The following is a 22,988-nucleotide window of genomic DNA, read 5'->3' as shown; positions in this document are numbered from 1 at the left end:
GAAACCCGGAAACTCGGCACGGCGCTCTGCGCGGCCTAACGAGACGCACAACACGCATCGGCATGTATAGTTCTCCTGGCAGGGCCTGATTCTGCGTTTTTACACGGCCTGGGCCGACAGCGGCCGGCCAAAAATGGCTCACTATATGGCGCTATTGCTCCTTTGGCAAGCAAGAGGCGAACAAGTGGCTTTACGAGGCGTTCTAAGACAGCGACTTTATGAAGTGAATGCGCTCCCTGGCCGAGTCGCCAAAATGCTCCACCAGCCGTATCTGATATCCATTGCGGATCAACAAGCGCAGCATGGCGGGATAGCGGTTCATCGATTTCACCGTGACAGCCGCAAAGCCGCGTTCTTTGGCCCTGGCTTCCTGGGCTTCCAGCAGCCGCTGCGCCAGCCCCGTCTTGCGGTGCGCGGGCAGCACGCCGCCGAGCCAGCTATACAAAGAGCCATCCTCGGCGTCATGCCCAAGCTTGAAACCGACGGGCTGGCCGTCCGCTTCCGCGATGAGCACCAGGGCGCTGGCGGGCAGCCGTGCCTGCAGCTGCGCCAGGCTGCGCCGCTGGTCGAACTCGGGTATCGCCTGCAGCACGTGCCACGCTTCAGTTATGCTGCCGAGTCGAATCATGCGGTCGCCTGCTCCCGGGCGGCGGGCCGAATGATCATGCAGGTGGCCGTCGCGTGCGCGTACACCTTACCGGCCTCGTCGCGGATCGTGCCTTCGGAAATGACCAGGTTGCGCCCCGCATTGATCACTTTGCCTTCCGCAAAGACCGTCACGTTGAAGGGCAGGGGGCGGCACATCTTGATGTTCAGGTCCGTCGTGCCGTAGCTTTCGCCAGCCGGCAAGACCGTGTGCGTAGCGCAACCCGTGACCGTGTCGAGCACGGTGGCGGCGAAACCGCCGTGCACGCCGCCCATGGGATTGGTGTGCGTTTCATTCGCCGTCGCCGTGAAGATGACGCGGCCATGCTCCACCGTGTGCGCATCCATGGGCATGGTCTTGGAAATGCCGGGCCGTGGAAACAGGCCTTGCGCGAAAGCTTGCATTAGTTGCAAGCCGGTCATGTCTTTCGGGTGCATGGGTAACTCCTGTGGTGGTGATGTTGGGATGAGTCAAACGTCTTGCTGGAAACGCAGGCGTGAGGCATGTAACAGGAAGCGGGCGACGACGGCCAGTTCTTCTTCGCTGAAACCTTGCTTCAGTTGTTCATTCAGGCTGTCGAGCAGGGGCAGGGCATGGGCCAGCACTTCGCCGCCCTTGGCCGACATGTGCAAGGTACCGGCGCGCGCGTCGAGCGCCGACTGGCCACGCACGATGAGGCCGTTCTCTTCCATGCGCGCCACCAGGCCAGTGACGGCCGAGTTTTTCAATTGCAGCGCCCGCCCCAGATCCTTTAATTGGCAACCTTCCTCGCCCTTCAGGGCAAACAGGGCGACCACTTGCGTGCCGGAAAAGCCCAGTTCGCTGGTGAACACGGCATCGGCCGAGCGAAACAGGTTCTGGCGCGACAGGTTGAGCAGGTTAAACAGACGCGGCGAGCGCTCGCCCAGCGGGCAGGCGGCTGCGGTATCGGGAAGGTCTGGCTGGGGGGAAGTATTGGTACGCATACGAAGTATACTACTACGTATGCGTAATAAATCAAGCGTCTATTGTTAGTCGCGCTGGTGGCGCCCCACATAGCGTGCACGCGGCCGTATCAGGGTCGCACCGGCGGCCTGCTCGGCGGCATGCGCGACCCAGCCGGCCGAGCGGGCCAGCGCAAACACGCTCATACCCGAGCCCTCGGGCCAGCCGAACGCCAGCTCCATGGCCGCCAGCGCCAAGTCGGCATTCGGCTTGGCGCCGAGCAATTCGCCCGCCGTGGCGCACGCGGCCAGGATGGCGCGCAGTTGCGGGGGGGCGTGCGACAGCGTCGACAAGATTTCCAACAAATATGCGGCGCGCGGGTCGCCGTGCGGATACAGGGGATGGCCGAAGCCGGCGAATTCCGGTGCGATGCTCGCATAATAATTGCCGATGGCATCTCTGGCGTCCTTGGCGTCTGGCGCGGCCAGCGCCTGCGTCAACATGCGCCGGGCCGCCGCGCTGCCGCCGCCGTGTCTGCCACCGGACAGGGCTGCCAGCCCCGCGCCCAGCGCAGCGGGCAGGCTGGCGCCCGTCGAGGCGACGCAGCGCACGGCAAAGGTCGACGCGTTCAATTCATGGTCGGCCAGCAGCACGAGCGCCGCGCGGATCAATTCAGTTTGTTCCGCGCCGGCTTGCCAAGCCTGGGCCAGCTGCCGGTGCAGCGGCAGCGAGGACGGCGCCGTCTGCAGCAGGGCGGCAGCCAGGATGCGCATCAGTGCGGGGCCGGACTGCAGCGAGTGCGCAATGTCCGCTGTTGTCAGCACGGCCATGGACAGCATGGCGCGCATCAAGGGCGGCGCGTCCGGCGCGCCGGCCAGCCCTTGCGGCAGGGCAGGCGCATCTTGCTGAAAATAGTCACTTACGCCATCGTCCCACAGCAGGCCAGCGGCCGCCTCCAGGCTTGCATGCTGCGCCAGCGCCGTCGCATCGCAGCCGCGGTACAGCAAGCGTCCGTCAGCAATATGCGAAATCTTCGTCTCCAGCACGGGCAAGCCCCAGTGCATGGCGGCCACGGCCGTCTGGCCGCCCCGTTTGGCGTCATTCTTGCGCGCCGCCAGCCGTAGCACGTCTTCCTGCGGATAGCGCTTGCGGCGCGCCGCGCCATTGCTGACGGAGGCAAGCAAGCCCCGGCTCACATAGGAATACAGGGTGGGCAGGCTGACGCCCAAGAGGCGCGCCGCGTCAAGAGCGGACAGGTCGTTGTTCATGGCGGCCATTGTAGCGTTTGCCACTTTATATTGATTGATGGAATCAATATTGACGGGCAGGGTGGCGTGTCACTAGACTCATGCCTTTCCAGGAGTTTCCATGAGCACATTGACCATTCGCACCCTGCGTCCGGACGACGCCGTCCCGCTACTGGCATTCGAGCAAGCCAACCGGGCCTGGTTCGAGCGCCACATCGACCCGCGCCCCGATGATTTTTACAGTATCGACGGCATCCAGGCGCACGTTGCGCAATTCCTGGGCGAGCACCGACAGGGACGCTTGCACCCCTGCGTCATCGTCGACAAGCACGGAGAATTGATCGGGCGCGCCAACCTCAAGGACATTAACCGGGAGCAAGGCGTGGCAGAAGTCGGCTACCGCATCGGAGAGCTGCAAGCGGGCAAGGGCCTGGCCACAGCCGCGTTGCGCCACCTGATTACCCTGGCGCAAGACGAATGGCGGCTTGCCAGCCTGTGCGCCTACGCCATTGACGGCAATGTGGCGTCAATGCGCGTGCTGGAGCGCTGCGGTTTCGAGCAGGGAACGGCCGCGCCCGCTATCGCCATCGTGGCGGGCAACGTCGTCGATGGCCATGCATACGCGCTGGATTTGCGGGCGGCTGGCGTAGACTCTGCCCAGTGTAAACAAGATCAGCAGATATGATCGTGAAAACCCCAAACGCATCATCGTCATCGGCGTCGGCATCGTCGGTGCGTCGCTCGCGTATCACCTGGCCAGCAAAGGCGCGCAAGTCACCGTAGTCGAGGCGCAAGGCATCGCTTCCGGCGTGACGGGCACATCGTTTGCCTGGATTAACACGTCCTGCGCGGGGCCTGACCCCATTGCGGCACTACGCGGCGGCGCCATCGCTGCCTACCGCCAGCTGGAAACGCAGGTTCCCGGCTTGACGGTGCGCTGGCATGGCGCCTTGTGGTATGGCACGCAGGACGGGCGCGTGTCGCCCGCGTGCATATTGATTGAGCGCGCCCGCATTTCCCAGCTTGAACCAAATCTCAGGCAGCCGCCGCAACAGGCCGTCTACGAACCGGAACAGGGCGCCCTCGATGCCGTCGCCGCCACGCATACATTGCTGGCAGCGGCCCGAGCGCTCGGCGCGACTGTCCTCACGCACACGCCCGTGCTGGGCTTTGCGATCCAGGATGCGCGGGTGACGGGCGTGAAAACGGCCGCTGGCGTCATCGTTGCCGACACGGTCGTACTGGCAGCGGGCACAGGCACCGCTACATTGGCCGCGCAACTGGGCGCAAGCTTGCCGATTCACGCCTCGCCCGCCATATTCCTGCGCTACCAGGCGCCGAGCGGCTTGGTGCGCGGCATTATTTCCAGACACGCAATGGAAGTGCGCCAAGACGACGAAGGCACAGTGCTGGCGGCGGAAGATTACGTGGACGACGCACCTGAAAACCAGCCCGCCGCCATGGCGCGGCGCACGGCCAGCGCGATCCGCAATGAACTTGAGGGTGCCGAGGCTATCGTACCGGAATTCGTCTGCATCGGCCTGCGTCCCATGCCCTTTGACGGCGTGCCCGTCATCGGCTATTTGCCATGGCGAACCAGTTGTTGATGACAGTTGAGTGAATCGTGGAAAGCTTTCAGTACTTACCTGTAGTGCAGTTTGATGCCGCCAGTTCCAGTTGTGAGTGAGATGGCATGAAGCCTGGTCTCATCTTTCGGATACACCGTCATACCAATGTTTTAATTGCAACCGTCATACTGCCTTTGCCATGCCATCAAAATGCCGGTACCGGCTTTCCTTCATTAAATTACCGCAGTGACCGCAGTACGCCTTACCCCCTCGGCCCATCCAGCAGCAACTCCGCCAGCCTGGTCGTCAGCCACAAACTCGTCTCGCTGAGCTTCTTGCCGTGGATCGACAGCCGCCGCACAGGCAGGCGCGACAGGGCCAAGGCGGGGCAGGGCACTTCCTGCAAATAGCCCTTGTAATTGTCGTAATTGGCGATGTTCAGGGGCAGAATCGCCCAGCCCAGCTCGTCCGCGACCATTTCCGCGATGCTGTAGAAACTGTCGGAAAACCAGACGGCGGGGCTGAAGGCGTGTTCGCGGTTCAGCTCGGAATCCATGATCAGCTGGCGGTAGCGGGTCAGTTCGTTGCGGCTGACTTCCTGGCCGTGCGCCATAGCGTGGCCTTTCGCCACGAACACGCCTTGCGCCACGCTGCCGATGTGCTGCTGTTCCAGTATGGGCGAGATGGGGCCGCGGTCAAAATGAAACGCCACGTCGGCTTGCTGCTGCTCTACGTATTGCGCCACTTCCGACGCCGTGGCGTTGAGCATGACCAATTCCAGTGCCGGGTAGCGCGCCGCCAACTCCTTCACCAGCTTGCTGATGGCCAGGTAGGGCAGGGCTTCGTCCAGTGCCAGGGTCAGCTGCGCTTCGGGCGCCTCGCTCAGCAGTTGGGCGCGCAGTTGCAATCGCTCGGCCTGGCGCAGCAGTTCGCACGCTTCCAGGTGCATCACCTTGCCCGCTTCCGTCAGCACGGCGCTGCGGCGTGAACGGTCGAACAGTTCCACGCCGAATTCCGCTTCCAGCAAGCCTATTGAGGTGCTGACCACCGATTGCGCGCGGCCCAGCCGGCGCGCCGCGCCCGAGAAAGAACCGGCCGCAACGGCCGCTTCAAAGTAGCGCATTTGTTCCAAAGTCCATTGCATGGCATCCACCTATCTGTTTTGCAGATGGATTTTAACTTGAATGCCATTCAGGGGCGACATAAAATGCATTTACATTTTCAATAACACGAGATCCGCCATGAAAAACGCCCAAGCCAATTCCCCCGCCATCAGCTTCAGCTGGTGTCACGACGCCACCGCAGAAGATGCACTGTGCAAGCTCTACCTTGACAACGTCAGCGCCGACTATATCTCCCATTCGGAGCTGCAGGGTGAGCGCGCCGACGCGCCCGGCAACTGGCGCGCGGACTTGCCTGAGGTGATACGCGGCGAGATCCGCGCCGCCCTGTCGCATGACTGGGCACATGGCGATTCGACCCTGCTGGCCGTGGCTACCTTGGGCGACGATATCGTTGGCATGGCTTTGGTTTCCATCGACACACGCCAGCGCGCCTCGAAATCGTTCGCCGCGCTGGACGACCTGGTCTTGCTGCCCTCCGTGCGCGGCAGCGGCATCGGCAGCCAGTTGGTGGAGTGGGTCGCCGAGGAGCTGCGCAGCCACGGCATCGCCCGCTTGTTCCTCGAATGCGGCGCGCACAACTTGACGGCGCAGAAATTCTTCCAGGGACGCGGCTTCAAGCAAGTGTCCGTCGTCATGCTGCGCGAACTCGACGTAGTCGATGCGGCCGTTGCAGTGTCCGCCGCCGTAGATGACAAGGACGGCGATCGTGGCTGACGCCCGCCGCCCCCGACAAGCCCAGGCCCGTGGCAGCCTGGAACGTAAATATTTGCGCAGCACCCGCTTTATCCAAACAGATAGTTGTTAACTAATACATGAGTTGTTTATGCATTCAATGAAAAAATGGCTGACGCTGGCCATCGTCTCCAGCGCCTTGTTCCTGATCGTGGTCGACATGACCGTGCTCTACACCGCCTTGCCCGCGCTGACGCGCGACTTGCAGGCATCCTCCTCGCAAAAATTGTGGATCATCAACGTCTACGCGCTGGTCGTCTCCGGCTTGCTGCCCGGCTTTGGCACCCTGGGTGACCGTTTGAGCCACAAACCCGTTTTCCTTGCCGGCCTGGCCGTGTTCGGTATCGCCTCGCTGTGCGCCGCGTTTTCTCCCGCGCCTGAACTGCTGATTTTTTCGCGCATCCTGCTGGCCATCGGTGCCGCCTTGATGATGCCTGCCACCTTGTCCATCATCCGTTTGACCTTTACCGATAACCGCGAGCGCTCGTTCGCTATCGGCGTGTGGGCAGCGATTGCCTCGGGCGGCGCCGCGTTTGGCCCCGTGCTCGGTGGTTTCCTGATGGAACACTATTGGTGGGGTTCCGTCTTCCTGATCAATGTACCCATCGTGCTGCTGACCCTGGTGCTGGCCGCCGTTATCCTGCCGAAACGGGCCGGCAACCGCGACAAGCCGTGGGATCTGAAGGGCTCGCTGCAAATCATGATGGGGCTGCTGGGTAGCGTGTATGCGATCAAGGAGCTAGGCAAGCCGCAACCGTCGTATGCGCTGGCCGCCGCGTCGTTTGCCGTGGGCGCCTTCTTCATGCTGAAGTTTGTGCGCCGCCAGAAGCGCCAAGCCAAGCCGCTGATCGACTTCGCCCTGTTCCGCGAACTGCCGTTTTCCAGCGCCGTGGCCGCCGCCATGGTGGCCTCGGCCGCCCTGATCGGCATGGAACTGGCGTTGAGCCAGCACATGCAGTTGGTGCGTGAATTGTCGCCGCTGGAAGCGGGCTTGCTGCTGTTGCCGCTGCCGCTGGCGTCGGTGTTTGCCGGCCCGCTGACGGGTTTCATGCTGCCGCGCGCCGACAAGGCCAAGGTGCTGTGGGGCTCGCTGCTGTTGTCCGGGATCGGCATGGCATCGTATTTGCTGCTGCATGACGCCGCCGTCTCGGCGCAGGTGGCCAGCCTGGTGATCCTGGGTCTGGGCCTGGGCGCCGTCATGACGGCCGCGTCCAGCGCCGTGATGTTGAACGTGGCGCCGCAGCAAGCCGGCATGGCCGCTTCGATCGAGGAAGTGTCGTATGAACTGGGCGCCGTGATCGGCGTGACGGTGCTGGGCACCATCCTGTCGGCCGTCTACAGCGCCACTCTGGTCATTCCGGAAAGCGCGGGCCTGTTGCCGAATGCGCATGACACCCTCGATGCGGCGCTGCTGGCCGCCGAGCAATTGCCGGCCGAACTGGGCTTGCAAGTGTCGGAACTGGCCCGTTCCGCCTTCGACAAGGCGTTTATTGTCGTGCTGGCAACGGCTTCTGCCATCCTGATGGCGGCGGCAGCCACCATCCGCCACCTGCATCTGCGGGCACACCGCGCGATTTAATGGATCAGCGGCGCCACCTTGTCGCGCAGAATCGTCCATTGGGCGTCGAGCACAGCCTGGTTGGGGTCGTGTCCGGCCCGTTTCACCAGGGTGAAATCCTTGACCGGCGCCGTGAGGCTGTCAAAGTACGTGCGCGCGATGGCGGGCGAGGTCAGCAGGTCTTCTTCGCCCATGATGAAAAACACAGGTAATTCAAAGCGCGGGCCCAGCGCTGGCAAGTCGACTTTGGCGAACATGCCGTCGCCGCGCATGCCGATGAACTGGATATACGAGTAATCATCGGCAGCCTCGGCATCCGCCAGGGCTTGCGGCGTGGCGTAGAACGGCGCGGGTTGCCACCAGTGCTTGGGCGGCGCATCCGTTGCCAATCCTTCATATTTGCGGTCGAAGCGGCGCAAGATGCCGAAGTTGCGCGGATCGCGCCATGGCGGCGGACCGAGCGCCGTCAGCTTGTCCAGCGTGGTGGTATCGCCAGCCGCTTGCGCCAGCGCAAGCACTTCCCGGTACATGCCGGCCTCGTTGTCCCGCGCATTGACCACCTGCGCCGTGCCGATATACGCGTGGAACAATTCGGGGCGCGCCTTGGCCATATGCACGCCCAGAATCGATCCCCAGGAACTGCCCATCAGGATGACTTTCTGCTGGCCCAGATGCTGCTCGATATAGCGGGCCACGGCGATGCCGTCGTCGCGCATCTGTGCCACGCTCAATGACACATCTTCCGTCGGGCACTGTTTTGCATACGTCATACCCGCGCCGCGCTGGTCCCATTGCACCAGCGTGTAGTGGCGCTCCCAGCCCGCATAGATGGCATCCGCATAAGGACTCAAGGCGTTGCCGGGGCCGCCATGGATGAACAGGATCACGGGATTGCCGCAGGCGGCGCCCGTGACCGTGATCCATTGCTCGATGCCATTGATGGGCACATAGCCTTGCTCGCGGATGGGCTGTGCGGGCGAGGCGCAGATGGACTGGGCGGCGGGCGGCGCCGCTTGCGCCGCGCCGAAACAAGATAACAGCAGCAATGTTAGGCCTGCGGTGCGCATATCGTCCTCTTCTCTATAGTGGGTGGGAACTACAGCGTGCAATCCTGCGCCGCCTTGCCGGCAATAAAGCGGCTGCTGGCCTGTTCAAAGCAGGCGGGCGCCGTCCATAAAAGGAAATGCGGGGCGTTCTGCACGGTGGACAGGGCCACTTTCCCGGCCTTGTTCTGCGTCAAAGCCTGCACTTGCGCCTGCGCGCCCGCGTACGGCGTCTTCGGGTCCAGTGTTCCCTGCAGCACCAGCATCGGCGGCACTGTCGCCGGCAGGCCTCCGAAGTAGGCATCGCGCGGGTAGGTGGGCAAGCCGCCGCCCAGCAAGATGCGGGGCAGGGGACTGCTAAACAGCAAATCCGCCTCTGCGCGGTCGGTGTCCGCGGCCGTCCAGCCGGGACGCAAGGATGGCTGCAGATTGTTTTCCGAATTGCTGATGATATTGACCAGTGGAATCGACAGCGGCGACTGGGGATAGCTGCCCAGGCTGGCCGCCGCCTGTGTCAGGATGGCGCGCACGGACGCCAGTTCCGCATCGTCGCCCTGGTCCAGCTCGCGCAGCAGATACGGGATGCGGGCGCGGGCGGCCGGTACGTCGAGCATGCCGCCCAGGAAGTTTTTCAGGTTTTTGCCGGGAATTTTGGCCAGCAGGGAGGAATCGGCTTGCGCCGTGTCCAGCACGCGGCGGTACAGGGTTGCGGCCGGCTCACCCAGTGCCGCATGGCAAGCGGCATCCGCGTCGCATTGGGCCAGCACCTGCAGACCGACCGTGTTGACCACGTGCGAGCGCTGGCTCAAGTCCCAGCGCGCATCCGTTTGCGGCGGCACCAGCGAGTCGAGGATGACGCCCTTGACGGGCAGCGGCCCCAGCTGCAAGGTGCGCAAGACCAGCTGCGTGCCGTACGACACGCCATATAGGTAGACGGGGGGCTTCTTGCCACCTTTTTCGTTTTCTATCAGCGCCTTCAAGTCGCGCGCCGCCGTGGTGATGGAAAACTGGCCCGCGTATTCGGGCATCAGATTGATGCCGGCAAAGCAACTGCCCCATTCGGCGCCCGCCAGCGCGCGGCCGCCGGGACTTTGTTCGGACTCTTCCACCTTGCACAGGCGAGAAGAGTGGCCCGTGCCGCGGTGGTCGGGAATCAGGAATTCAAAGCCGGGAAAGCTGCGGCGCAAGGTGGGCAGCAGACTGTAGAACGACGCGCCCGATTCGCCGGGGCCGCCCGCCACCAGCCACAGGGTCCCCTTGGCGGGTTTGCCGGTCGGCACGTCGGCGGCGATCTTGCGCACGAAGACATGCATCGCATCCGTATCGCCGACGGCGCGGCCTTGCGCATCGTAGCTGCCGGGCACGTTCAAGCCCGAGCACAGGCTGCCGGGAACAGCCGTATCGGAACAGGGCGTGAAAAATAGGGGTTCGGCGTGCAGTGAGGTGCCAGCCAGCAGAGTCGCCAGCAAGGTCAGGCAGGGCAGGAAGGTCATCGGCTACTTTGGCGGCGGTGGAGAACAGCCGCCAAAGTAGCGTTTTTTACACCAATTGTCCAGATGGAACTATTTCTGGAGGGCTTTCGTTACTTTTTTCATGACGCAGCAATCTCAGCCCGTTGGCCACCACCAGCAGGCTGGCGCCCACGTCGGCGAATACGGCCATCCACAGGGTCGCCATGCCGGCCAGCGCCAAGCCGAAGAAGATGGCCTTGATGCCGATGGCGAAGCTGATGTTTTGCACGAGGATGCTGCGCGTGCGCTGGCTCAGGGCAATGAATTCAGGCAATTTGCCCAATTCATCGTCCATCAGCGCCACATCCGCCGTTTCGATGGCCGTGTCGCTGCCGGCCGCGCCCATGGCAAAGCCGATGTCGGCCTGCGCCAGGGCCGGGGCATCGTTGACGCCGTCGCCCAGCATGGCCACCACGCCGAACTGCTGCTGCAAGGCCTTGATTTCATCGAGCTTGTTTTCCGGCAGCAATTCCGCCTTGACCAGGCTCACGCCCACTTCGGCGCCGATGCGTTGCGCCGTCAGCAGGTTGTCTCCCGTCAGCATCACGGTGGTGACGCCCAGCGCATTCAATTTGGCGATGGCAGACGCCGCCGTGGGGCGCAGCACGTCGGCCACGGCGATCACGCCCAGCGCGCCGGCTTTGGTCGCCAGCACCATGGCCGTGTAGGCTTGCTGTTCCAGCCGCGCCAGGATGGCTTGCAATTCCGGCGTCACGACATGCAATTCCGTCATCAGGCGGGCATTGCCCAGATAATAGGTCTGGCCAGCGATATCGCCTTGTACGCCGCGCCCATGCAGTGCGGCAAACTGGCTGACGGGCAAGTGACTGTTCGCGGGCGGCCCCGCCTTGACGATGGCGGCGGCCAGTGGGTGGGCAGAATTGGCATCCAGGCTGGCGGCCAATTGCAAGATGGCGTCGCGGCTGCTGCCTTCCAATGCAACCACGTCCGTGACGGCCGGTTTACCCATGGTCAGGGTGCCCGTCTTGTCGACGGCGATGGCCTTGATGCGGTAGCCCGTTTCCAGGAATTGCCCGCCTTTCACTAAAATGCCGCGCCGCGCGGCCGCCGTCAGGCCGCTGACCACCGTGACGGGCGTGGAAATGACCAGCGCGCACGGGCAAGCGATCACCAGCATCACCAGCGCTTTATACACCCATGCCATGAAGGGTGCGCCCAGCAGCAAAGGCGGCAGCACGGCCACCAGGATGGCGAAGACGACCACGGCCGGCGTGTAGTAGCGGGCGAAATTGTCGACAAAGCGCTGCGTGGGCGCCTGTTTGCCCTGGGTCTCCTCGATCACCTTGACGATCTTCGCCAGGGTGCTGTTGCCGCTGTGGGCCGTCACGGTGACGTCGAGCAAGCCCCGTTCATTGATGGTGCCCGCATACACGACGTCGCCCACGGCCTTGTCCACCGGCATGCTTTCACCCGTGATGGGGGCCTGGTTGACGGACGATGCGCCGCTGGCCACCACGCCGTCGAGCGCGATGCGCTCGCCCGGCTTCACGCGCATGGTCGCGCCGATAGCCACCGTTGCCACGCTTACCGGCTGCCAGGCGCCGCTGGCATCGGCGACCGTCGCCGTGTCGGGCGCCAGCTGCATCAGGCTGTGCACGGCATTGCGCGCGCGGTTCAGCGACAATCCCTCGATCAGCTCGGCGATGGCGAACAGGAAAATGACCATGGCCGCTTCCGGCCACTGGCCGATGGCAATGGCGCCAAACACTGCCAGGCTCATCAGGAAATTGATGTTCAGGGTGAAGGTTTTCAGGGCGATCCAGCCCTTTTTCAGGGTCGGCCAGCCGCCCGTGGCAATCGATAGCAGGGCCAGGGCGATGACGAGGGGCGAACTGTCTTCGTGCGTGGTCCATGCCAGCGCCTCGGCAGCGGCAGCCGCCAGGCCGGACACCACCAGCAAGCCTTTTTGCAGGCTGCTGAGGCTGCCCTCGTTCGGATCGCGTGTCACGGCAGCGTCCGCCTGCATGGGAATCGCCTGCATGCCGATGCCGTGCAGGGCCGCTTCCACCGTCGCCAGCGAAGCCAGGGTGTGATGCACATCGAGCACGCGGTTCAGCAGATTGAAATCGAGGCCCACCACGCCCGCCATATTGGCCAGCTTGTTGCGGATCAAACGCTCTTCCGTGGGGCAATCCATGTTGGCAATGCGGTATTTGGCCGTGCTCGCGCCGGCGATGGGGGCGCTGGGCAGGGCTGGCCCTGACGGCGCGGCAGGCGCAGACGAGCACGCATGCTGGCTGGAACAGCAGCTGGCCGCCTTGGGCGTAGCGTTCGCGGCTGCTTCGTGCGCCTGCTTGTGCTCATGCTCATGCTCATGCTCGTGCTTATGATCGTGGCCCTGCGCGTGGTTATGGCTATCGTGCGGCATCGCATCATCCTTCTGGATTGGTGTATGCTTGCATTAGAAACCCTGTAGCCGCTACAGGGTCAAGCGTAATTTGCACGAAAGAATGAAAAGGGATGCCCATGCGTATCGGAGAACTGGCCAAACGGACAGATTGTGACGTGGAAACCGTGCGTTACTATGAAAAAGCGGGCTTGTTGCAAGAACCGGGCCGTAACAGCGCCGGCTACCGCGAATATCGGGAGGAGCACCAGGAACGGCTGCAATTCATCCGCCATTGCCGCTCCCTGCAGATCGGCTTGACGGATATCCGCGCCTTGCTGGAATTTAAGAACAATCCGGCCGAAGGGTGCCAAAGTGTCAACGAATTGCTCGACCACCATATCTTGCGCATCGCCGAACAAATGGCCAACCTGCAAACCTTGCAGCAGCAACTGGTGACCTTGCGCCACCAGTGCGACCAGCCGCAGCCGTCGCAAGACTGCGCGATTCTACAAAACTTGTCCGAGGCGGCCAGCGGCCACGACTGCGCCTGCCATACCGAACACCATTGAACCGATTGCTGCATGCTGAAACTGATACCTGGAAGTACTTTACTGACCTTATCCCTGCTGTCGCCGCTGGCCCAGGCCGTCGACACTCCTCCCGCTGCCGGCCACTACCTGACCCTGTACGCCGTGCCCGGCGTGCCGCAAAGCGATGACCCGTACACCTGGAGCACGGCTGGCGGCAAGCAGCTGACAAAAGGCTTGACCAAGGCCGACGGCCGCGCCTATCTCAAGGGCGAAGAAGGTGAAGAGTCGTATGTCCTCGAAACGCTCAGCATGCGCTGGACCTTCCTTGTACCGGCTCGCTGCTGGCAGGAAACGCCTGCCGCCTTCCAGTCATGCCTGACACTCAAGCAAAGCGCCAGCCTGTACGATATCGAACAAGATGCGGCGAAACTGGCCAGAGAGAAAGATCAACAGGCCAAGGCGGCGGCCTATGTACTGGCTGCCAGGGCCAACGACGATGCCCTGGCCTGGCTGGGCAAGCTGCCGCCGCAGTGGTCGATGCAGGAACACGCCAAGCGCCTGCTGTCCATCGGCGACAAGATCGAGCGGCATATCGCCAGCGGCTTGCGGCAAGGCGGCCCCGATGTGCGCCGCTTCGTCTGCAAGGCGCCCACGGCCTACGGCGCATTGCCGCAGCAGCAAGCCGTGCTGGCCTATCAGTTGCAGCCGCTGCCGGTGCTGCACTTCGGTGCCGTCTGGAACCAGCTGCTTGCGGCTGCCGCACAGGGTAACTGGATGGCGCGGTTGGAAGTGTATTACGCGCTGGCGGAGCGCAAGGTGAGCGAACTGAGCTATGTGGAGCAGGCGCGCCTGGTGCAATTGATGGAATGGCTGCACCAGCGCGAAATCGCCGGCCTGTACCGCTTTTTCAGCGCCCGTACCATCGGCGATGGCGCCATGCAAGACCGCGTGGCGCGCCTGGCCGCCATGCAGGGCAGCGTTATGGACCAGAGCGTCGTTGGGAAGCTGCTGCAGGACGAGGACGATCCGGCGCTGGTGGCGGCAGGCAAGCGGATGCTCGACTGCGCCGCAGCGGCCATGCAGCCACCGCGCTAACGCGGCTGCAGGGGCTGGTCGCTATCGCCTTGACGAAAGGGGTCGATCGAGCCGCTACCAGTCGCCCGGATCTTTCGCCGCCGCGCGCGCCAGGTCGTCGCGCCCGTCCTGCCGCACCAGGCAGTAGATATCGACAAAGAAGGCGCGCGGGTCATCCATGTCATCCCACCGGGCGGCAGGGCGTAAGTACTCTCGGGATCATGCTCTAGGATGGCCTGGAAGTCATAGCCAGGGTCTTGCAGCGCCTGTGCCAGCACTGCCACCAGTGCATGGCGGTGGCGGCAGCTGAGTTCCTTGAATTGCGCCGTGATGTCGCGCCGTATCAGTGCCGCGCGCCGGCTGGCGTCGTTCATGTCCCAGGTGTTCAGTTCCACGCCCAGCGTGTGTTCGCGGTCGTACACGTCAAAAGGACCGAGAAATTGGTAAAGCGTGGGTTCATACGGCACGTCGACCCAGGGGCCGCGCAGCCCCTTTTGTTTTAGTGCTTGCATGATTATTCCCCGTTCACGCGCATTCGGGCAAGGTCCAGCCTTCATAGCCCATGTCGGTCGGGTAGATGGCGCGGTGGTGGTGCTGGCCCCAGCGTGCATAGTCGAGGATACCGTCTTCATGCATGTCCAGTACCCATTCGGTGCTTTCCAGCAAGGTGCCATCCTTGTGGTACACGCGGAAAAACGTGGATGTGCTGAGTGCGCGCACGATGTTTTGTGGCACGCCGTTGCCATAGTGCGGCATATAGGTCTTGATGACGCAGGTGCCTTGCTCGTTCCACTGCTGGGCATACACGGTAGCATTGCGCGCCGCCGCCACTTTGATGAAGAGCCAGCCTGCCAGCAGGATGGCGAACAAAATGGCGACGGCGATCAGGCCGGTTTTCTTGAGTAGCTGCATGAGGTCATGGCATGGCCGAAAACGAAGTTGCCGCATTGTATGTCAAGAGCGGAAATACTTGCTGTACGGCATGTACGTCGAGTATTTATCCGCGTATTGCTGTCTATTTCGCCAATGCCGCCTGCAAGGCGTACGCCATGTCCAGATGATGTTGTAACGCTGGCAAGGTTTTCTTGGCGAAAGCCTTAATGTCGGGATCGCTAACCTTCTGGCTGGCATCCGTAAACAGTTTCACGGCCTCTTTGTGCGCGGCCACGCCGATGCTGGCCGCATATTCCTTGTCGAATTGCTGGCCTTCCAGGCGGCCCAGCTTGTCGATCTGCGCCTGGTGCTTCGTACCGGGCTGGTCGCTGACCTTGATTTGCTTGCTGCTTGCCAACTGCTTCAATTCCTCGGCCACTTTCGTGTGGGCCGTGACCATGGCATCGGCGAATTTCTTCACCTCGGGATTGCTGCTCTTGCCTTGGGCCACTTTGCTGGCGGCAATTTCCGTGCTGCCCGCGTCGGCAGCCTTGCTGAGGAATTGCTTGTCGTACGCGCCCGGTGCGGCAGCGGCGATGCTGTTGATGGCAAGGCCGCTCAACAGCGCCACGGCGGCGGCTATGGCCACGCTCTTCAGGGATGGGGTACGGGAACTGGTGGTGGAGATGCGCATGGGATTCCTCGGGTATGGTTTTTTCTACAAGCTGATGGCAATGTTAAGCCCGCAGCCTGCGCACACCCATAGGACGCTCACGACTATCCCCGTAGGACTAGTCCTGTTCGTTAGCGCACAGTTCCACTTGTTTTAGAGCAAACAAAGCGGTAATGCCTGCATCGCGGCGCCAGGCGGGCATGCCGATATCGAGCCACTGCGCCATCGCCTCCAGGTGGGATGGCTCCGAGACGCTGTGTTCGAGTTCATCGAGCACCGTGTCGCGGTCGATATACAGGCTGTCCAGCCAGGCGTCGAACGATGGCGCCAGTTCCAACATGCCGTGGGCGCGCTTGCCCGTCCAATCCGGCAACTCCTGCACATAGGCCAGCACCCGCCCGCCGCCTTCCTCCGTCAGATCCAGGTAAACCATGGAATTGCCGCCATCGCGGGCGAACGGTAGGATACGTACCGGCATGTCCGTATGCTGGCGCGCGGCGCGGATTTCGCCCACCAACGTTTCATCGCAGAAATCACCTTCCTCGGCGCTAAAGAAGGTATTGAAGCCCATTTTTTCCATACCGCCATTGCCGTCCGGTACATCGCAGGTGTAGTCGAACCAGGCGCCGTTGGCCACCTGCAGGAAAGCCAGAAAGGCCGGCGGCAAGGGTGCTTCCAGCAAGGTTTCGATGGCGGCGATCTGCTGTGCCGTGGGGGCTGGCTTGGCGCCCTCGATTGCCAGGTGACGGTACTGCGTGTAATGGTTGCTCATTGATTATCCTTGTATTTATTCTTGAATTTATCCTCGTTTATGTGCACTGGCGCCACATCGTTGCAGCCCGTCTCCACCTTGGCCAGCGCATCGACGAGGCCCGCGCGCAGCACGGCCATCGAGCGGGCCTTGTCGTCAATCTGGGCGATTTTCGTTTCCAGCATGACACGCTTGGTGGCCGCATCGAGCGCATTTTCCTGCCAGACGGCAATGACTTCGGCGATTTCCTTCAGTGTAAAACCCAGCGCCTTGGCGTGACCGATCAACTCGATGCGCCGCAAGGCTTGCGCCGAGTACTCTTTATAGTTGTTCGTCATGCCCGGCTGCGGCGCTTCATCCAACAAGCCCTGGCGCTCGTAGAAGCGCACCGTATCCTTGCTGACGCCCGTCAGGCGGGTGATTTCTCCGATGCGCATGTTTCCTCTTGACCGTGGTCTAAAGACCACAGTTTACAGTGAATTTCTCTTCACTACGATTCAATTGCCATGACCGCTTTCAATTACACCAATCAAACTGTGCTGATCACGGGCGCCTCGTCCGGCATCGGCCGCGTCTTTGCGGAAACCCTGGCCGCCCGCGGCGCGCATTTGCTGCTGCTGGCCCGCTCGGGCGCCGTGCTCGATATGCTGGCCGCCGACCTTTCCCGGCGCCACGGCACCCGCGCGCACGCGCTGGTGGCTGACTTGAGCCTGCCCGGCACCGCTGCACAAGCCCATGCGCAAGCTTGCGCGCTGGGCATGCCGCCCGACGTGCTGATCAATAACGCGGGTTTCGCCACGCATGGCAGGTTTGAAACCATTCCCCTCGCGCGCCAGGCAGCCGAAGTGACCGTCAATTGCACGGCCCTGATGGAACTCACGCACTGCGTCTTGCCGCACATGCTGGCGCAAGGGCGGGGCGCCATTCTCAACGTGGCGTCCACGGCGGCTCTGCAGCCCGATCCCTACATGGCGATTTACGGCGCCAGCAAGGCTTTCGTGCTGTCGTTTTCGGAAGCGCTGTGGGCGGAAAACCGCAGCCGTGGTGTGCGCGTGCTGGCCCTCTGCCCGGGCGCCACGGACACGGCCTTCTTTGACGTGGTGGCCGCACCCGAAGCGGCCGTGGGTCAGCGCATGGCGCCGCAAGTCGTGGTCGACGAAGCGCTGCGCGCCCTGGACCGCGGCTGCAGCAGCCACGTAGCGGGCCGGCCCAACCGGCTGCTGGCCTGGCTGCCGCGCTTGCTGCCGCGTCAGACTGTGCTGGGCATCGTGGAAAACATGCTCAAACCGAAGGCGGCCTAGGCTTCAGAAGGCCATGTCCGCATAATTGGGCAGCGAGATGGCATCTGCCTTGGGCGTCAGGAACTTGGCCAAAACTGATTTCACAATTGGAACGTTTGACATGCGCAACATGGCATGGCCCAGGGCGATCCCGGCGCGGGTGTGCGGGGAAGCCAGGCGGGGCGCGAATGAGGGCATGCTCTGTGCCTGATCAACATACGGGCGCATGATGCTTTCATACGCGGCAAATGCTTGCGTGTGAGTGTCGTGGCGTCCCAGTTCGCCTGCCAGCACGTAAGCGCCGCACATGCCCAGGCTCGTGCCCATGCCGCTGATAGGCGAGGCGCAATAGGCGGCATCGCCAACGAGCGCAATCCTGCCCTTTGACCATCGCGCCATTTTGACTTGAGAAATCTGGTCGAAATACAGGTCGGGGGCGTCGTCCAGGGAAGCCAGGATGCGCGGCGTCTCCCACTTGAGAGCCCCAAATTTCTCCTTCAGCAGTGTCTTTTGCTCGGCCGGCGACAGCTTTTCATAAGCACTGGGTGCTTCCTGGAACGAGAGCAGGGCGCGGGTGGTGCCCAGGTTATCGGGACGCAAGCAAACGCTCAAGCCGCCAGGGGCATTGAACCATCGCATCTGGCGCGCATCGCCCGGCGCGCGCGGGATGGTGAAATAGGCCGTGTAAAGATTGAACGACCGGCGCTTGACTTCGTCCCCGAACACCAGCTTGCGCGTATGCGAGCCGACGCCTTCGGCGCCAATCACGAGATCGAACATTTCTTCGCCGCCTTGCTCAAAGCGCACGTTGACGCCATGGGGCAGTTCTTCGAGCGCCGCGATGCTATCGCCAAATCGGTAGTTCACTGCTTGACGGCTATGCTCGATTAGCAACTTGGCCAGCTCACCCCTTAGAATTTCAAGCTCGGCCACCGGACCGTTACCGCCAAACGCCCCGATGCCAAATTCCGCCTGGGTACGGTCTTGCGCGTCGACAAACCTGATGCCATCTTCATGCGTGCTCCGGGAGCGGATGGCGCTCTCGAGTCCCATGCGTTGCGCCACGATTTTGCCTGCACCGCGCACGTCGATCGTTTGTCCGCCATCGCGAAATTCGGGCGCCCGCTCGACAACAGTGACTTCCATGCCCAGGCGCGACAGCCAGAAAGCCAGGGTGGGGCCGGCGATACTTGCCCCTGTCACCAAGATTTTTCGTTTAATCGTCATATGGTTTTCTTTTTTGATGTGGTTGGCAAAGTGCTCTGGTACACATTAATCACTTGCTGGAGAAAATGTTCGATCATCGTACGCTCGTCCGCCGACAGGCCGCTCAACACCGCGTCCAGACCATCGAGCATCGGTGCGATATGCCTGTACGTTTGGGCCACCGATGCCTGCACGGGATGCACCAGCACGCGACGCTTGTCGTCCTGCTGGCGTTCCCGCGTCACATGGCCGGCACGTTCCAGGCGGTCGATGACGAGCGTCACGCCCGCTGTAGTGACGGAAAGGCGCGAGGCAAGCTCATTGGGAGAAAGGGGACCATGTGTGATCAATTGCTCCATCAATGCCAGATCGGTCTGATTAATGCCCAGCGCGGTGCTCAGGCGCAATGCCGTTTCGCGCGTCAGAATCGCGATATCCTGCAACTGGCGGCCGATGACATCGCCTGCGATGTGCATGCCGCGCGGATCTTCTGCTGCGAATGATTCAATATGTGTTTCCTGGTCATGCATGGCTTACCTCAAGTTCAGATTTTGCAGCAGTTGGAAAAAATATAGTCACGCCCATAAAGGCAACGAGAATGAAAGCCTGGATCGTCAACGCGGCACTTAAAGCCAGGTCCGGCGCCATGGCGGGATGCGCGGCAAAAATACCGCACTGAACACGGCCACGCCTATCGAAGCGGCAATGGATTGCACCGGCCAGCCCTTGCAGCAAATCCATGATGTCGGAAACGATCATGACAAGTAAAATCGGCCAACGAGGCAATGCGGCAGTGCGGCAGTATTGATTCAATTTAATAGCTAACTTAGTTAGTTATAAAATGAGACGATATACGGACTTTTGATCCTTGTCAACAGCGACCGGCGGATAGGCAGCGACTTAAGTTGGCCTCCCGTTGCGCTCCATGATGCGTTCGCGCAACCAGCGGTGCGCCGGGTCCAGGTGCATGCGCTCGTGCCAGACCATGGCCATCTCGTAATCGGGCAGGCGCATCGGCGGCTCCCACGTGCGCAGCGCGCCCAGCGCGTTTTTCAACAGGCGCGACGGCAGCAGGGCCACCATGTCGGACGCCGCCAGCAAGGGTGGGACGATGAGAAAATGTGGTACCGACAGCACCACTTTGCGCGTTCGCCCCAGTTGCTGCAGCGCTACATCGACGGCCGTGCGGAAACCGCCGCCGTTGGGCGAGACGACGATGAATTCCAGCGCGCAAAACTGGTCGAGATCGGGTGGCGCCTGCAGCAGCGGATGGTCGCGGCGGCCCGTCAGCACATAGTGTTCGGTGAACAGGGTGCGGTGGCGCAAGCCCGGCGGCGCTTCTTCCTGGGCCAAAAAGCCCAGGTCGACCTGGCCGCTTTCCAGGTCTTGCGCCATGCGCGCCGGTACGGCTTCGAACACGGCCATGCGCGACAACGGCGCCTGCGCGCGCAGGGATGCGAGCATGGGCAGAAAAATCGCATATTCGGTGGCGTCGGCCGCCGCCAGATTCCAGCGCACCTCGGCCGTAGCCGGCTCGAACGCCTGTTCCGGCTGCAAGACTTGCTCCAGTTGGGCCAGCACGGCTTGCAACGGTGCCAACAGGGCCAGCGCGCGCGCCGTGGGCAGCATGCCGCGCGGCCCGGGCAACAGCAGCGGATCGTCGAAGGCCGTGCGCAACTTGCCTAGCTGCACGCTGACGGACGGCTGGCTCAGGTGCAGCCGCGCCGCCGCCCGCGTGACGTTGCGTTCGATCAATAAGGCGTTGAGGGTCAGCAGCAGGTTCAAGTCAAGCTTATGCAAATTGTTCATGGCTATACCTTGTATATCAACTATTCATTTCCACTATGATAGCGCAAGCCCTAGAGTGGTTCCTGTGACTTTCATTCTTCATCCATTACAGGGAATAACTGATGCAACTCCATGAATATACAAGCTTTGATGGATTAGGACTGGCCCAGCTCCTGCGCACTGGCGCCGTCTCTGCCACCGAACTGTACGACGCGGCCGTGCGCGCCTGCGCCGCCGTCAACCCGCAGCTCAACGCCGTGGTTGAGCTCTGGCCGGCGGATGTGGCCGCCATCGACAGCACAGCCAGCACTGCGGCGTTTGCCGGTGTGCCGTTCCTGATCAAGGACGTGGCCGTGACGATGGCGGGCCAGCGCAGCGAAGCGGGCAGCCGCCTGGGCGCTGGCCATGTCGCCGTGCTGGATTCTCATCTGATGACGCAATTTCGCCAGGCGGGACTGGTAACGTTTGGCCGCACCAGCACGCCGGAAATGGCGTTTGCCACCACCACCGAACCAGTTTTATACGGCGCCACGCGCAATCCCTGGAACCTGGCCCTGAGCGCGGGCGGCTCCAGCGGTGGCGCGGCGGCGGCCGTCGCAGCCGGCATCGTGCCGCTGGCCCATGCGACGGACGCGGCCGGATCCATCCGCGTGCCGGCCGCGTCGACAGGCCTGTTCGGCTTGAAACCGAGCCGTGGCCGGGTCTCGAACGGCCCCGCCATGGACGAGATCTTCAGCGGCCTGGGCGTGCAACTGGGCGTGAGCCGCACGGTGCGCGACAGCGCCGCCTTGCTTGACGCCGTGCAGGGAATACTGCCGGGCGAGCCGTATGTGACGAGTGCACCGGGCCACAGCTGGCTGTCGCAGGTGGCCGTGGCGCCGGGCAAGCTGCGCATCGGCGTGCAGCGCGCCGCTTGCAATGGCGCCCATCCCGTGGCTGCAGTGAATAGCGCACTGGACGCCAGTGTGCGCCTGCTGGAGGGTCTGGGTCATCACGTGGAAGAAGTAAAACCCACGCTGGGAGTATCGTGGGAAGCGTTCGTGCACGCCAATGCCAGCATCTGGTGCGCCAACCTGGTGCCTTGGATAGACGCCCTGGTGCAGGAAAGCGGGCGCGGCGTGTCGCTGGACACGCTGGAGCCGGCCACGCTGGCTTGCTACCGCCATGGCCAAACGGTCTCGGCTTTGGATTTCGTGGCCGCCCTCGACGTGCGCAACACAGTCACGCGCCATGCCGGCGCCGTGTTTGGCCAGTACGACGTGCTGCTGACGCCCACCATGCCGGACTTGCCGTGGCAGCTGGGGCGTTATGGCAAGGATGAGGAACAACTCGATGGCCTGGGCTGGACGGCGCGCCTGTTTGAGCATTCGCCCTACACGCCGCTGGCGAACGTGGCGGGCTTGCCAGCCATGTCCGTGCCGCTGGCGCAGTCGCCTGATGGCTTGCCGATCGGCATGCAGTTCATGGCCGGCTATGCAAAGGATGGCGTGCTGCTGCGTCTGGCGGGACAGCTGGAACGGACGGCGCCGTGGCTTCCAAGGCGGCCGCCCGTGTGGGCAGGTAATTAAGAAGGACGACTACAGGGCGGCGAGGCGGGCGGCGCCCCGGCTTTCCAGGCGAAAGCGGGCTTTTTCCCACAGCCGGTCGTGGAAGGGCAGGACGATCACGTTACAGATCGGCTCGACCACGGCCAGCAAGCCGCCGAACGCCATCGAACCCGTGGCCCAGTACATGACGCCGAAGGCCACACCCATGTGCAAGGTCGTCTGGCTGAGTTTTTCGCCGGCCAGGGCGGCAAAACCCAGGCGGCTGGGGGCGTAGCGGCGGCGGATCGCATGCCAGGCTTTTTCATGCCAGGGCAGCAGGGCAACGTTAATGATCGGTTCGATGATTGCGGCCAAGCCACCGAGCGCCAACGAGCCCGTCAGCAAATAGGCAAGGCCGAAGGCGATCGACATGTGCGTGCAGACCTGGCTGAATGTTTTGATGGCTGTGAACAAGGGATGCTCCTTTCTATCGAATTCGTTTATCCTTGATTTAGATAGTAACGATTCTCATTTACAAAAGGAAGTAAAATATTTCAACTGAACTCATAGAGTGCATCTATGGA

Annotated in this window: 26 protein-coding genes; 8 read left to right on the top strand and 18 right to left on the bottom strand. The window is 62.5% G+C overall.

Features of this window, described 5'->3' with window-relative positions:
• Positions 1–202: 202 nt before the first annotated feature.
• The 4 genes from ACQ4W7_RS26585 to ACQ4W7_RS26570 are packed head-to-tail and all read right to left on the bottom strand — an operon-like array spanning position 203 to position 2,862.
• A complete protein-coding gene (locus ACQ4W7_RS26585) occupies positions 203–628 on the bottom strand; it encodes a GNAT family N-acetyltransferase (RefSeq protein ID WP_426071080.1) in 426 nt (141 codons plus the stop codon).
• Positions 625–1,083: a PaaI family thioesterase gene (locus tag ACQ4W7_RS26580; protein ID WP_436534545.1), complete on the bottom strand. Its 459-nt coding sequence runs from the start codon at positions 1,081–1,083 to the stop codon at positions 625–627. The genes ACQ4W7_RS26585 and ACQ4W7_RS26580 overlap by 4 nt, the downstream gene beginning before the upstream one ends.
• 33 nt (positions 1,084–1,116) lie before the next feature.
• The gene (locus tag ACQ4W7_RS26575; RefSeq protein ID WP_436534543.1) at positions 1,117–1,611 is read right to left on the bottom strand and encodes a MarR family winged helix-turn-helix transcriptional regulator; all 495 of its coding nucleotides are present in this window, start codon (positions 1,609–1,611) and stop codon (positions 1,117–1,119) included.
• A gap of 45 nt (positions 1,612–1,656) precedes the next feature.
• Positions 1,657–2,862 carry a citrate synthase family protein gene (locus ACQ4W7_RS26570; protein ID WP_436534541.1) on the bottom strand — a complete coding sequence of 402 codons (1,206 nt, stop codon included), beginning with the start codon at positions 2,860–2,862 and terminating at the stop codon, positions 1,657–1,659.
• Positions 2,863–2,938: 76 nt separating this feature from the next.
• Between ACQ4W7_RS26570 and ACQ4W7_RS26565 the strand changes: the two genes are divergently transcribed.
• Together ACQ4W7_RS26565 and ACQ4W7_RS26560 are read left to right on the top strand one after the other, a co-directional pair.
• The gene (locus ACQ4W7_RS26565; protein ID WP_436534539.1) at positions 2,939–3,502 is read left to right on the top strand and encodes a GNAT family N-acetyltransferase; all 564 of its coding nucleotides are present in this window, start codon (positions 2,939–2,941) and stop codon (positions 3,500–3,502) included.
• Positions 3,471–4,424: an NAD(P)/FAD-dependent oxidoreductase gene (locus tag ACQ4W7_RS26560; protein WP_436534550.1), complete on the top strand. Its 954-nt coding sequence runs from the start codon at positions 3,471–3,473 to the stop codon at positions 4,422–4,424. Before ACQ4W7_RS26565 ends, ACQ4W7_RS26560 begins: the two co-directional genes overlap by 32 nt.
• A 223-nt stretch (positions 4,425–4,647) precedes the next feature.
• Here ACQ4W7_RS26560 and ACQ4W7_RS26555 read toward each other — a convergent pair whose 3' ends face one another.
• Positions 4,648–5,529 carry a LysR family transcriptional regulator gene (locus tag ACQ4W7_RS26555; protein ID WP_426071075.1) on the bottom strand — a complete coding sequence of 294 codons (882 nt, stop codon included), beginning with the start codon at positions 5,527–5,529 and terminating at the stop codon, positions 4,648–4,650.
• A 97-nt stretch (positions 5,530–5,626) separates the two neighbouring features.
• Between ACQ4W7_RS26555 and ACQ4W7_RS26550 the strand changes: the two genes are divergently transcribed.
• Both ACQ4W7_RS26550 and ACQ4W7_RS26545 read left to right on the top strand, forming a co-directional pair.
• A complete protein-coding gene (locus ACQ4W7_RS26550) occupies positions 5,627–6,223 on the top strand; it encodes a GNAT family N-acetyltransferase (RefSeq protein ID WP_436534537.1) in 597 nt (198 codons plus the stop codon).
• 118 nt (positions 6,224–6,341) lie between these two features.
• Complete coding sequence (locus tag ACQ4W7_RS26545) at positions 6,342–7,820, top strand: MFS transporter (RefSeq protein WP_426071367.1); 1,479 nt, start codon at positions 6,342–6,344, stop codon at positions 7,818–7,820.
• Here the strand turns inward: ACQ4W7_RS26545 and ACQ4W7_RS26540 are convergent.
• The 3 genes from ACQ4W7_RS26540 to ACQ4W7_RS26530 are packed head-to-tail and all read right to left on the bottom strand — an operon-like array spanning position 7,817 to position 12,742.
• Positions 7,817–8,866, bottom strand: a complete 1,050-nt coding sequence (locus tag ACQ4W7_RS26540) for an alpha/beta fold hydrolase (protein ID WP_436534535.1) — start codon at positions 8,864–8,866, stop codon at positions 7,817–7,819. The two genes, ACQ4W7_RS26545 and ACQ4W7_RS26540, sit on opposite strands and share 4 nt — an antisense overlap.
• A 29-nt stretch (positions 8,867–8,895) precedes the next feature.
• A complete protein-coding gene (locus tag ACQ4W7_RS26535) occupies positions 8,896–10,335 on the bottom strand; it encodes an alpha/beta hydrolase (RefSeq protein WP_436534533.1) in 1,440 nt (479 codons plus the stop codon).
• A 46-nt stretch (positions 10,336–10,381) separates the two neighbouring features.
• Positions 10,382–12,742 carry a heavy metal translocating P-type ATPase gene (locus tag ACQ4W7_RS26530; protein ID WP_436534531.1) on the bottom strand — a complete coding sequence of 787 codons (2,361 nt, stop codon included), beginning with the start codon at positions 12,740–12,742 and terminating at the stop codon, positions 10,382–10,384.
• 98 nt (positions 12,743–12,840) lie between these two features.
• On the opposite strand from ACQ4W7_RS26530, the gene cadR reads away from it, so the two are divergent.
• Positions 12,841–13,272: a Cd(II)/Pb(II)-responsive transcriptional regulator gene (cadR, locus tag ACQ4W7_RS26525; RefSeq protein ID WP_436534529.1), complete on the top strand. Its 432-nt coding sequence runs from the start codon at positions 12,841–12,843 to the stop codon at positions 13,270–13,272.
• A 12-nt stretch (positions 13,273–13,284) separates the two neighbouring features.
• A complete protein-coding gene (locus ACQ4W7_RS26520) occupies positions 13,285–14,328 on the top strand; it encodes a hypothetical protein (protein WP_436534527.1) in 1,044 nt (347 codons plus the stop codon).
• On the opposite strand, the gene ACQ4W7_RS26515 is transcribed toward ACQ4W7_RS26520, so the two are convergent.
• The 5 genes from ACQ4W7_RS26515 to ACQ4W7_RS26495 form a co-directional block, all read right to left on the bottom strand.
• Positions 14,325–14,819: a hypothetical protein gene (locus tag ACQ4W7_RS26515; protein ID WP_436534525.1), complete on the bottom strand. Its 495-nt coding sequence runs from the start codon at positions 14,817–14,819 to the stop codon at positions 14,325–14,327. The two genes, ACQ4W7_RS26520 and ACQ4W7_RS26515, sit on opposite strands and share 4 nt — an antisense overlap.
• Positions 14,820–14,832: 13 nt before the next feature.
• Complete coding sequence (locus ACQ4W7_RS26510) at positions 14,833–15,219, bottom strand: hypothetical protein (RefSeq protein WP_436534523.1); 387 nt, start codon at positions 15,217–15,219, stop codon at positions 14,833–14,835.
• A gap of 103 nt (positions 15,220–15,322) precedes the next feature.
• The gene (locus ACQ4W7_RS26505; protein ID WP_426071067.1) at positions 15,323–15,874 is read right to left on the bottom strand and encodes a DUF4142 domain-containing protein; all 552 of its coding nucleotides are present in this window, start codon (positions 15,872–15,874) and stop codon (positions 15,323–15,325) included.
• Between the two features lie 97 nt (positions 15,875–15,971).
• The gene (locus ACQ4W7_RS26500) at positions 15,972–16,625 is read right to left on the bottom strand and encodes an SMI1/KNR4 family protein (RefSeq protein ID WP_436534521.1); all 654 of its coding nucleotides are present in this window, start codon (positions 16,623–16,625) and stop codon (positions 15,972–15,974) included.
• Positions 16,622–17,041, bottom strand: coding sequence for a MerR family transcriptional regulator (locus ACQ4W7_RS26495; protein ID WP_426071065.1), 420 nt, complete (start codon positions 17,039–17,041; stop codon positions 16,622–16,624). The genes ACQ4W7_RS26500 and ACQ4W7_RS26495 overlap by 4 nt, the downstream gene beginning before the upstream one ends.
• 69 nt (positions 17,042–17,110) lie before the next feature.
• Here ACQ4W7_RS26495 and ACQ4W7_RS26490 point away from each other — a divergent pair, with 69 nt between their 5' ends.
• Positions 17,111–17,905 carry an SDR family NAD(P)-dependent oxidoreductase gene (locus ACQ4W7_RS26490; protein WP_426071064.1) on the top strand — a complete coding sequence of 265 codons (795 nt, stop codon included), beginning with the start codon at positions 17,111–17,113 and terminating at the stop codon, positions 17,903–17,905.
• 3 nt (positions 17,906–17,908) lie between these two features.
• Here ACQ4W7_RS26490 and ACQ4W7_RS26485 read toward each other — a convergent pair whose 3' ends face one another.
• The 4 genes from ACQ4W7_RS26485 to ACQ4W7_RS26470 form a co-directional block, all read right to left on the bottom strand.
• On the bottom strand, positions 17,909–19,111 hold the full coding sequence (locus ACQ4W7_RS26485; protein ID WP_436534519.1) for an FAD-dependent monooxygenase: 1,203 nt from the start codon (positions 19,109–19,111) through the stop codon (positions 17,909–17,911).
• Positions 19,108–19,620: a MarR family winged helix-turn-helix transcriptional regulator gene (locus tag ACQ4W7_RS26480; protein ID WP_436534517.1), complete on the bottom strand. Its 513-nt coding sequence runs from the start codon at positions 19,618–19,620 to the stop codon at positions 19,108–19,110. The genes ACQ4W7_RS26485 and ACQ4W7_RS26480 overlap by 4 nt, the downstream gene beginning before the upstream one ends.
• Positions 19,613–19,849 (bottom strand): hypothetical protein, encoded by a 237-nt coding sequence (locus tag ACQ4W7_RS26475; RefSeq protein ID WP_436534515.1) that lies wholly within the window; start codon positions 19,847–19,849, stop codon positions 19,613–19,615. The genes ACQ4W7_RS26480 and ACQ4W7_RS26475 overlap by 8 nt, the downstream gene beginning before the upstream one ends.
• Positions 19,850–19,990: 141 nt before the next feature.
• Positions 19,991–20,899, bottom strand: a complete 909-nt coding sequence (locus ACQ4W7_RS26470; protein WP_436534513.1) for a LysR family transcriptional regulator — start codon at positions 20,897–20,899, stop codon at positions 19,991–19,993.
• A gap of 101 nt (positions 20,900–21,000) precedes the next feature.
• Between ACQ4W7_RS26470 and ACQ4W7_RS26465 the strand changes: the two genes are divergently transcribed.
• On the top strand, positions 21,001–22,446 hold the full coding sequence (locus tag ACQ4W7_RS26465) for an amidase (RefSeq protein WP_436534512.1): 1,446 nt from the start codon (positions 21,001–21,003) through the stop codon (positions 22,444–22,446).
• Positions 22,447–22,455: 9 nt separating this feature from the next.
• Here the strand turns inward: ACQ4W7_RS26465 and ACQ4W7_RS26460 are convergent, their stop codons facing one another.
• The gene (locus tag ACQ4W7_RS26460) at positions 22,456–22,878 is read right to left on the bottom strand and encodes a DUF2061 domain-containing protein (RefSeq protein ID WP_436534510.1); all 423 of its coding nucleotides are present in this window, start codon (positions 22,876–22,878) and stop codon (positions 22,456–22,458) included.
• Positions 22,879–22,988 lie beyond the last annotated feature (110 nt).

The organism is Janthinobacterium algoris, assembly GCF_051380935.1.
In the GTDB taxonomy this organism is placed as follows: Bacteria; Pseudomonadota; Gammaproteobacteria; order Burkholderiales; family Burkholderiaceae_D; genus Janthinobacterium.
This window is presented reverse-complemented; position numbering and strand designations above follow the sequence as displayed.

Excerpts from the sequence above, each read along its gene's own strand:
- ACQ4W7_RS26585 (WP_426071080.1), bottom strand. The coding sequence starts at position 628 with ATGATTCGACTCGGCAGCATAACTGAAGCGTGGCACGTGCTGCAGGCG.
- ACQ4W7_RS26580 (WP_436534545.1), bottom strand. The coding sequence starts at position 1,083 with ATGCACCCGAAAGACATGACCGGCTTGCAACTAATGCAAGCTTTCGCG.
- ACQ4W7_RS26575 (WP_436534543.1), bottom strand. The coding sequence starts at position 1,611 with ATGCGTACCAATACTTCCCCCCAGCCAGACCTTCCCGATACCGCAGCC.
- ACQ4W7_RS26565 (WP_436534539.1), top strand. The coding sequence starts at position 2,939 with ATGAGCACATTGACCATTCGCACCCTGCGTCCGGACGACGCCGTCCCG.
- ACQ4W7_RS26555 (WP_426071075.1), bottom strand. The coding sequence starts at position 5,529 with ATGCAATGGACTTTGGAACAAATGCGCTACTTTGAAGCGGCCGTTGCG.
- ACQ4W7_RS26550 (WP_436534537.1), top strand. The coding sequence starts at position 5,627 with ATGAAAAACGCCCAAGCCAATTCCCCCGCCATCAGCTTCAGCTGGTGT.
- ACQ4W7_RS26545 (WP_426071367.1), top strand. The coding sequence starts at position 6,342 with ATGAAAAAATGGCTGACGCTGGCCATCGTCTCCAGCGCCTTGTTCCTG.
- ACQ4W7_RS26540 (WP_436534535.1), bottom strand. The coding sequence starts at position 8,866 with ATGCGCACCGCAGGCCTAACATTGCTGCTGTTATCTTGTTTCGGCGCG.
- ACQ4W7_RS26535 (WP_436534533.1), bottom strand. The coding sequence starts at position 10,335 with ATGACCTTCCTGCCCTGCCTGACCTTGCTGGCGACTCTGCTGGCTGGC.
- ACQ4W7_RS26530 (WP_436534531.1), bottom strand. The coding sequence starts at position 12,742 with ATGCCGCACGATAGCCATAACCACGCGCAGGGCCACGATCATAAGCAC.
- cadR (WP_436534529.1), top strand. The coding sequence starts at position 12,841 with ATGCGTATCGGAGAACTGGCCAAACGGACAGATTGTGACGTGGAAACC.
- ACQ4W7_RS26520 (WP_436534527.1), top strand. The coding sequence starts at position 13,285 with ATGCTGAAACTGATACCTGGAAGTACTTTACTGACCTTATCCCTGCTG.
- ACQ4W7_RS26515 (WP_436534525.1), bottom strand. The coding sequence starts at position 14,819 with ATGCAAGCACTAAAACAAAAGGGGCTGCGCGGCCCCTGGGTCGACGTG.
- ACQ4W7_RS26510 (WP_436534523.1), bottom strand. The coding sequence starts at position 15,219 with ATGCAGCTACTCAAGAAAACCGGCCTGATCGCCGTCGCCATTTTGTTC.
- ACQ4W7_RS26505 (WP_426071067.1), bottom strand. The coding sequence starts at position 15,874 with ATGCGCATCTCCACCACCAGTTCCCGTACCCCATCCCTGAAGAGCGTG.
- ACQ4W7_RS26500 (WP_436534521.1), bottom strand. The coding sequence starts at position 16,625 with ATGAGCAACCATTACACGCAGTACCGTCACCTGGCAATCGAGGGCGCC.
- ACQ4W7_RS26495 (WP_426071065.1), bottom strand. The coding sequence starts at position 17,041 with ATGCGCATCGGAGAAATCACCCGCCTGACGGGCGTCAGCAAGGATACG.
- ACQ4W7_RS26490 (WP_426071064.1), top strand. The coding sequence starts at position 17,111 with ATGACCGCTTTCAATTACACCAATCAAACTGTGCTGATCACGGGCGCC.
- ACQ4W7_RS26485 (WP_436534519.1), bottom strand. The coding sequence starts at position 19,111 with ATGACGATTAAACGAAAAATCTTGGTGACAGGGGCAAGTATCGCCGGC.
- ACQ4W7_RS26480 (WP_436534517.1), bottom strand. The coding sequence starts at position 19,620 with ATGCATGACCAGGAAACACATATTGAATCATTCGCAGCAGAAGATCCG.
- ACQ4W7_RS26475 (WP_436534515.1), bottom strand. The coding sequence starts at position 19,849 with ATGATCGTTTCCGACATCATGGATTTGCTGCAAGGGCTGGCCGGTGCA.
- ACQ4W7_RS26470 (WP_436534513.1), bottom strand. The coding sequence starts at position 20,899 with ATGAACAATTTGCATAAGCTTGACTTGAACCTGCTGCTGACCCTCAAC.
- ACQ4W7_RS26465 (WP_436534512.1), top strand. The coding sequence starts at position 21,001 with ATGCAACTCCATGAATATACAAGCTTTGATGGATTAGGACTGGCCCAG.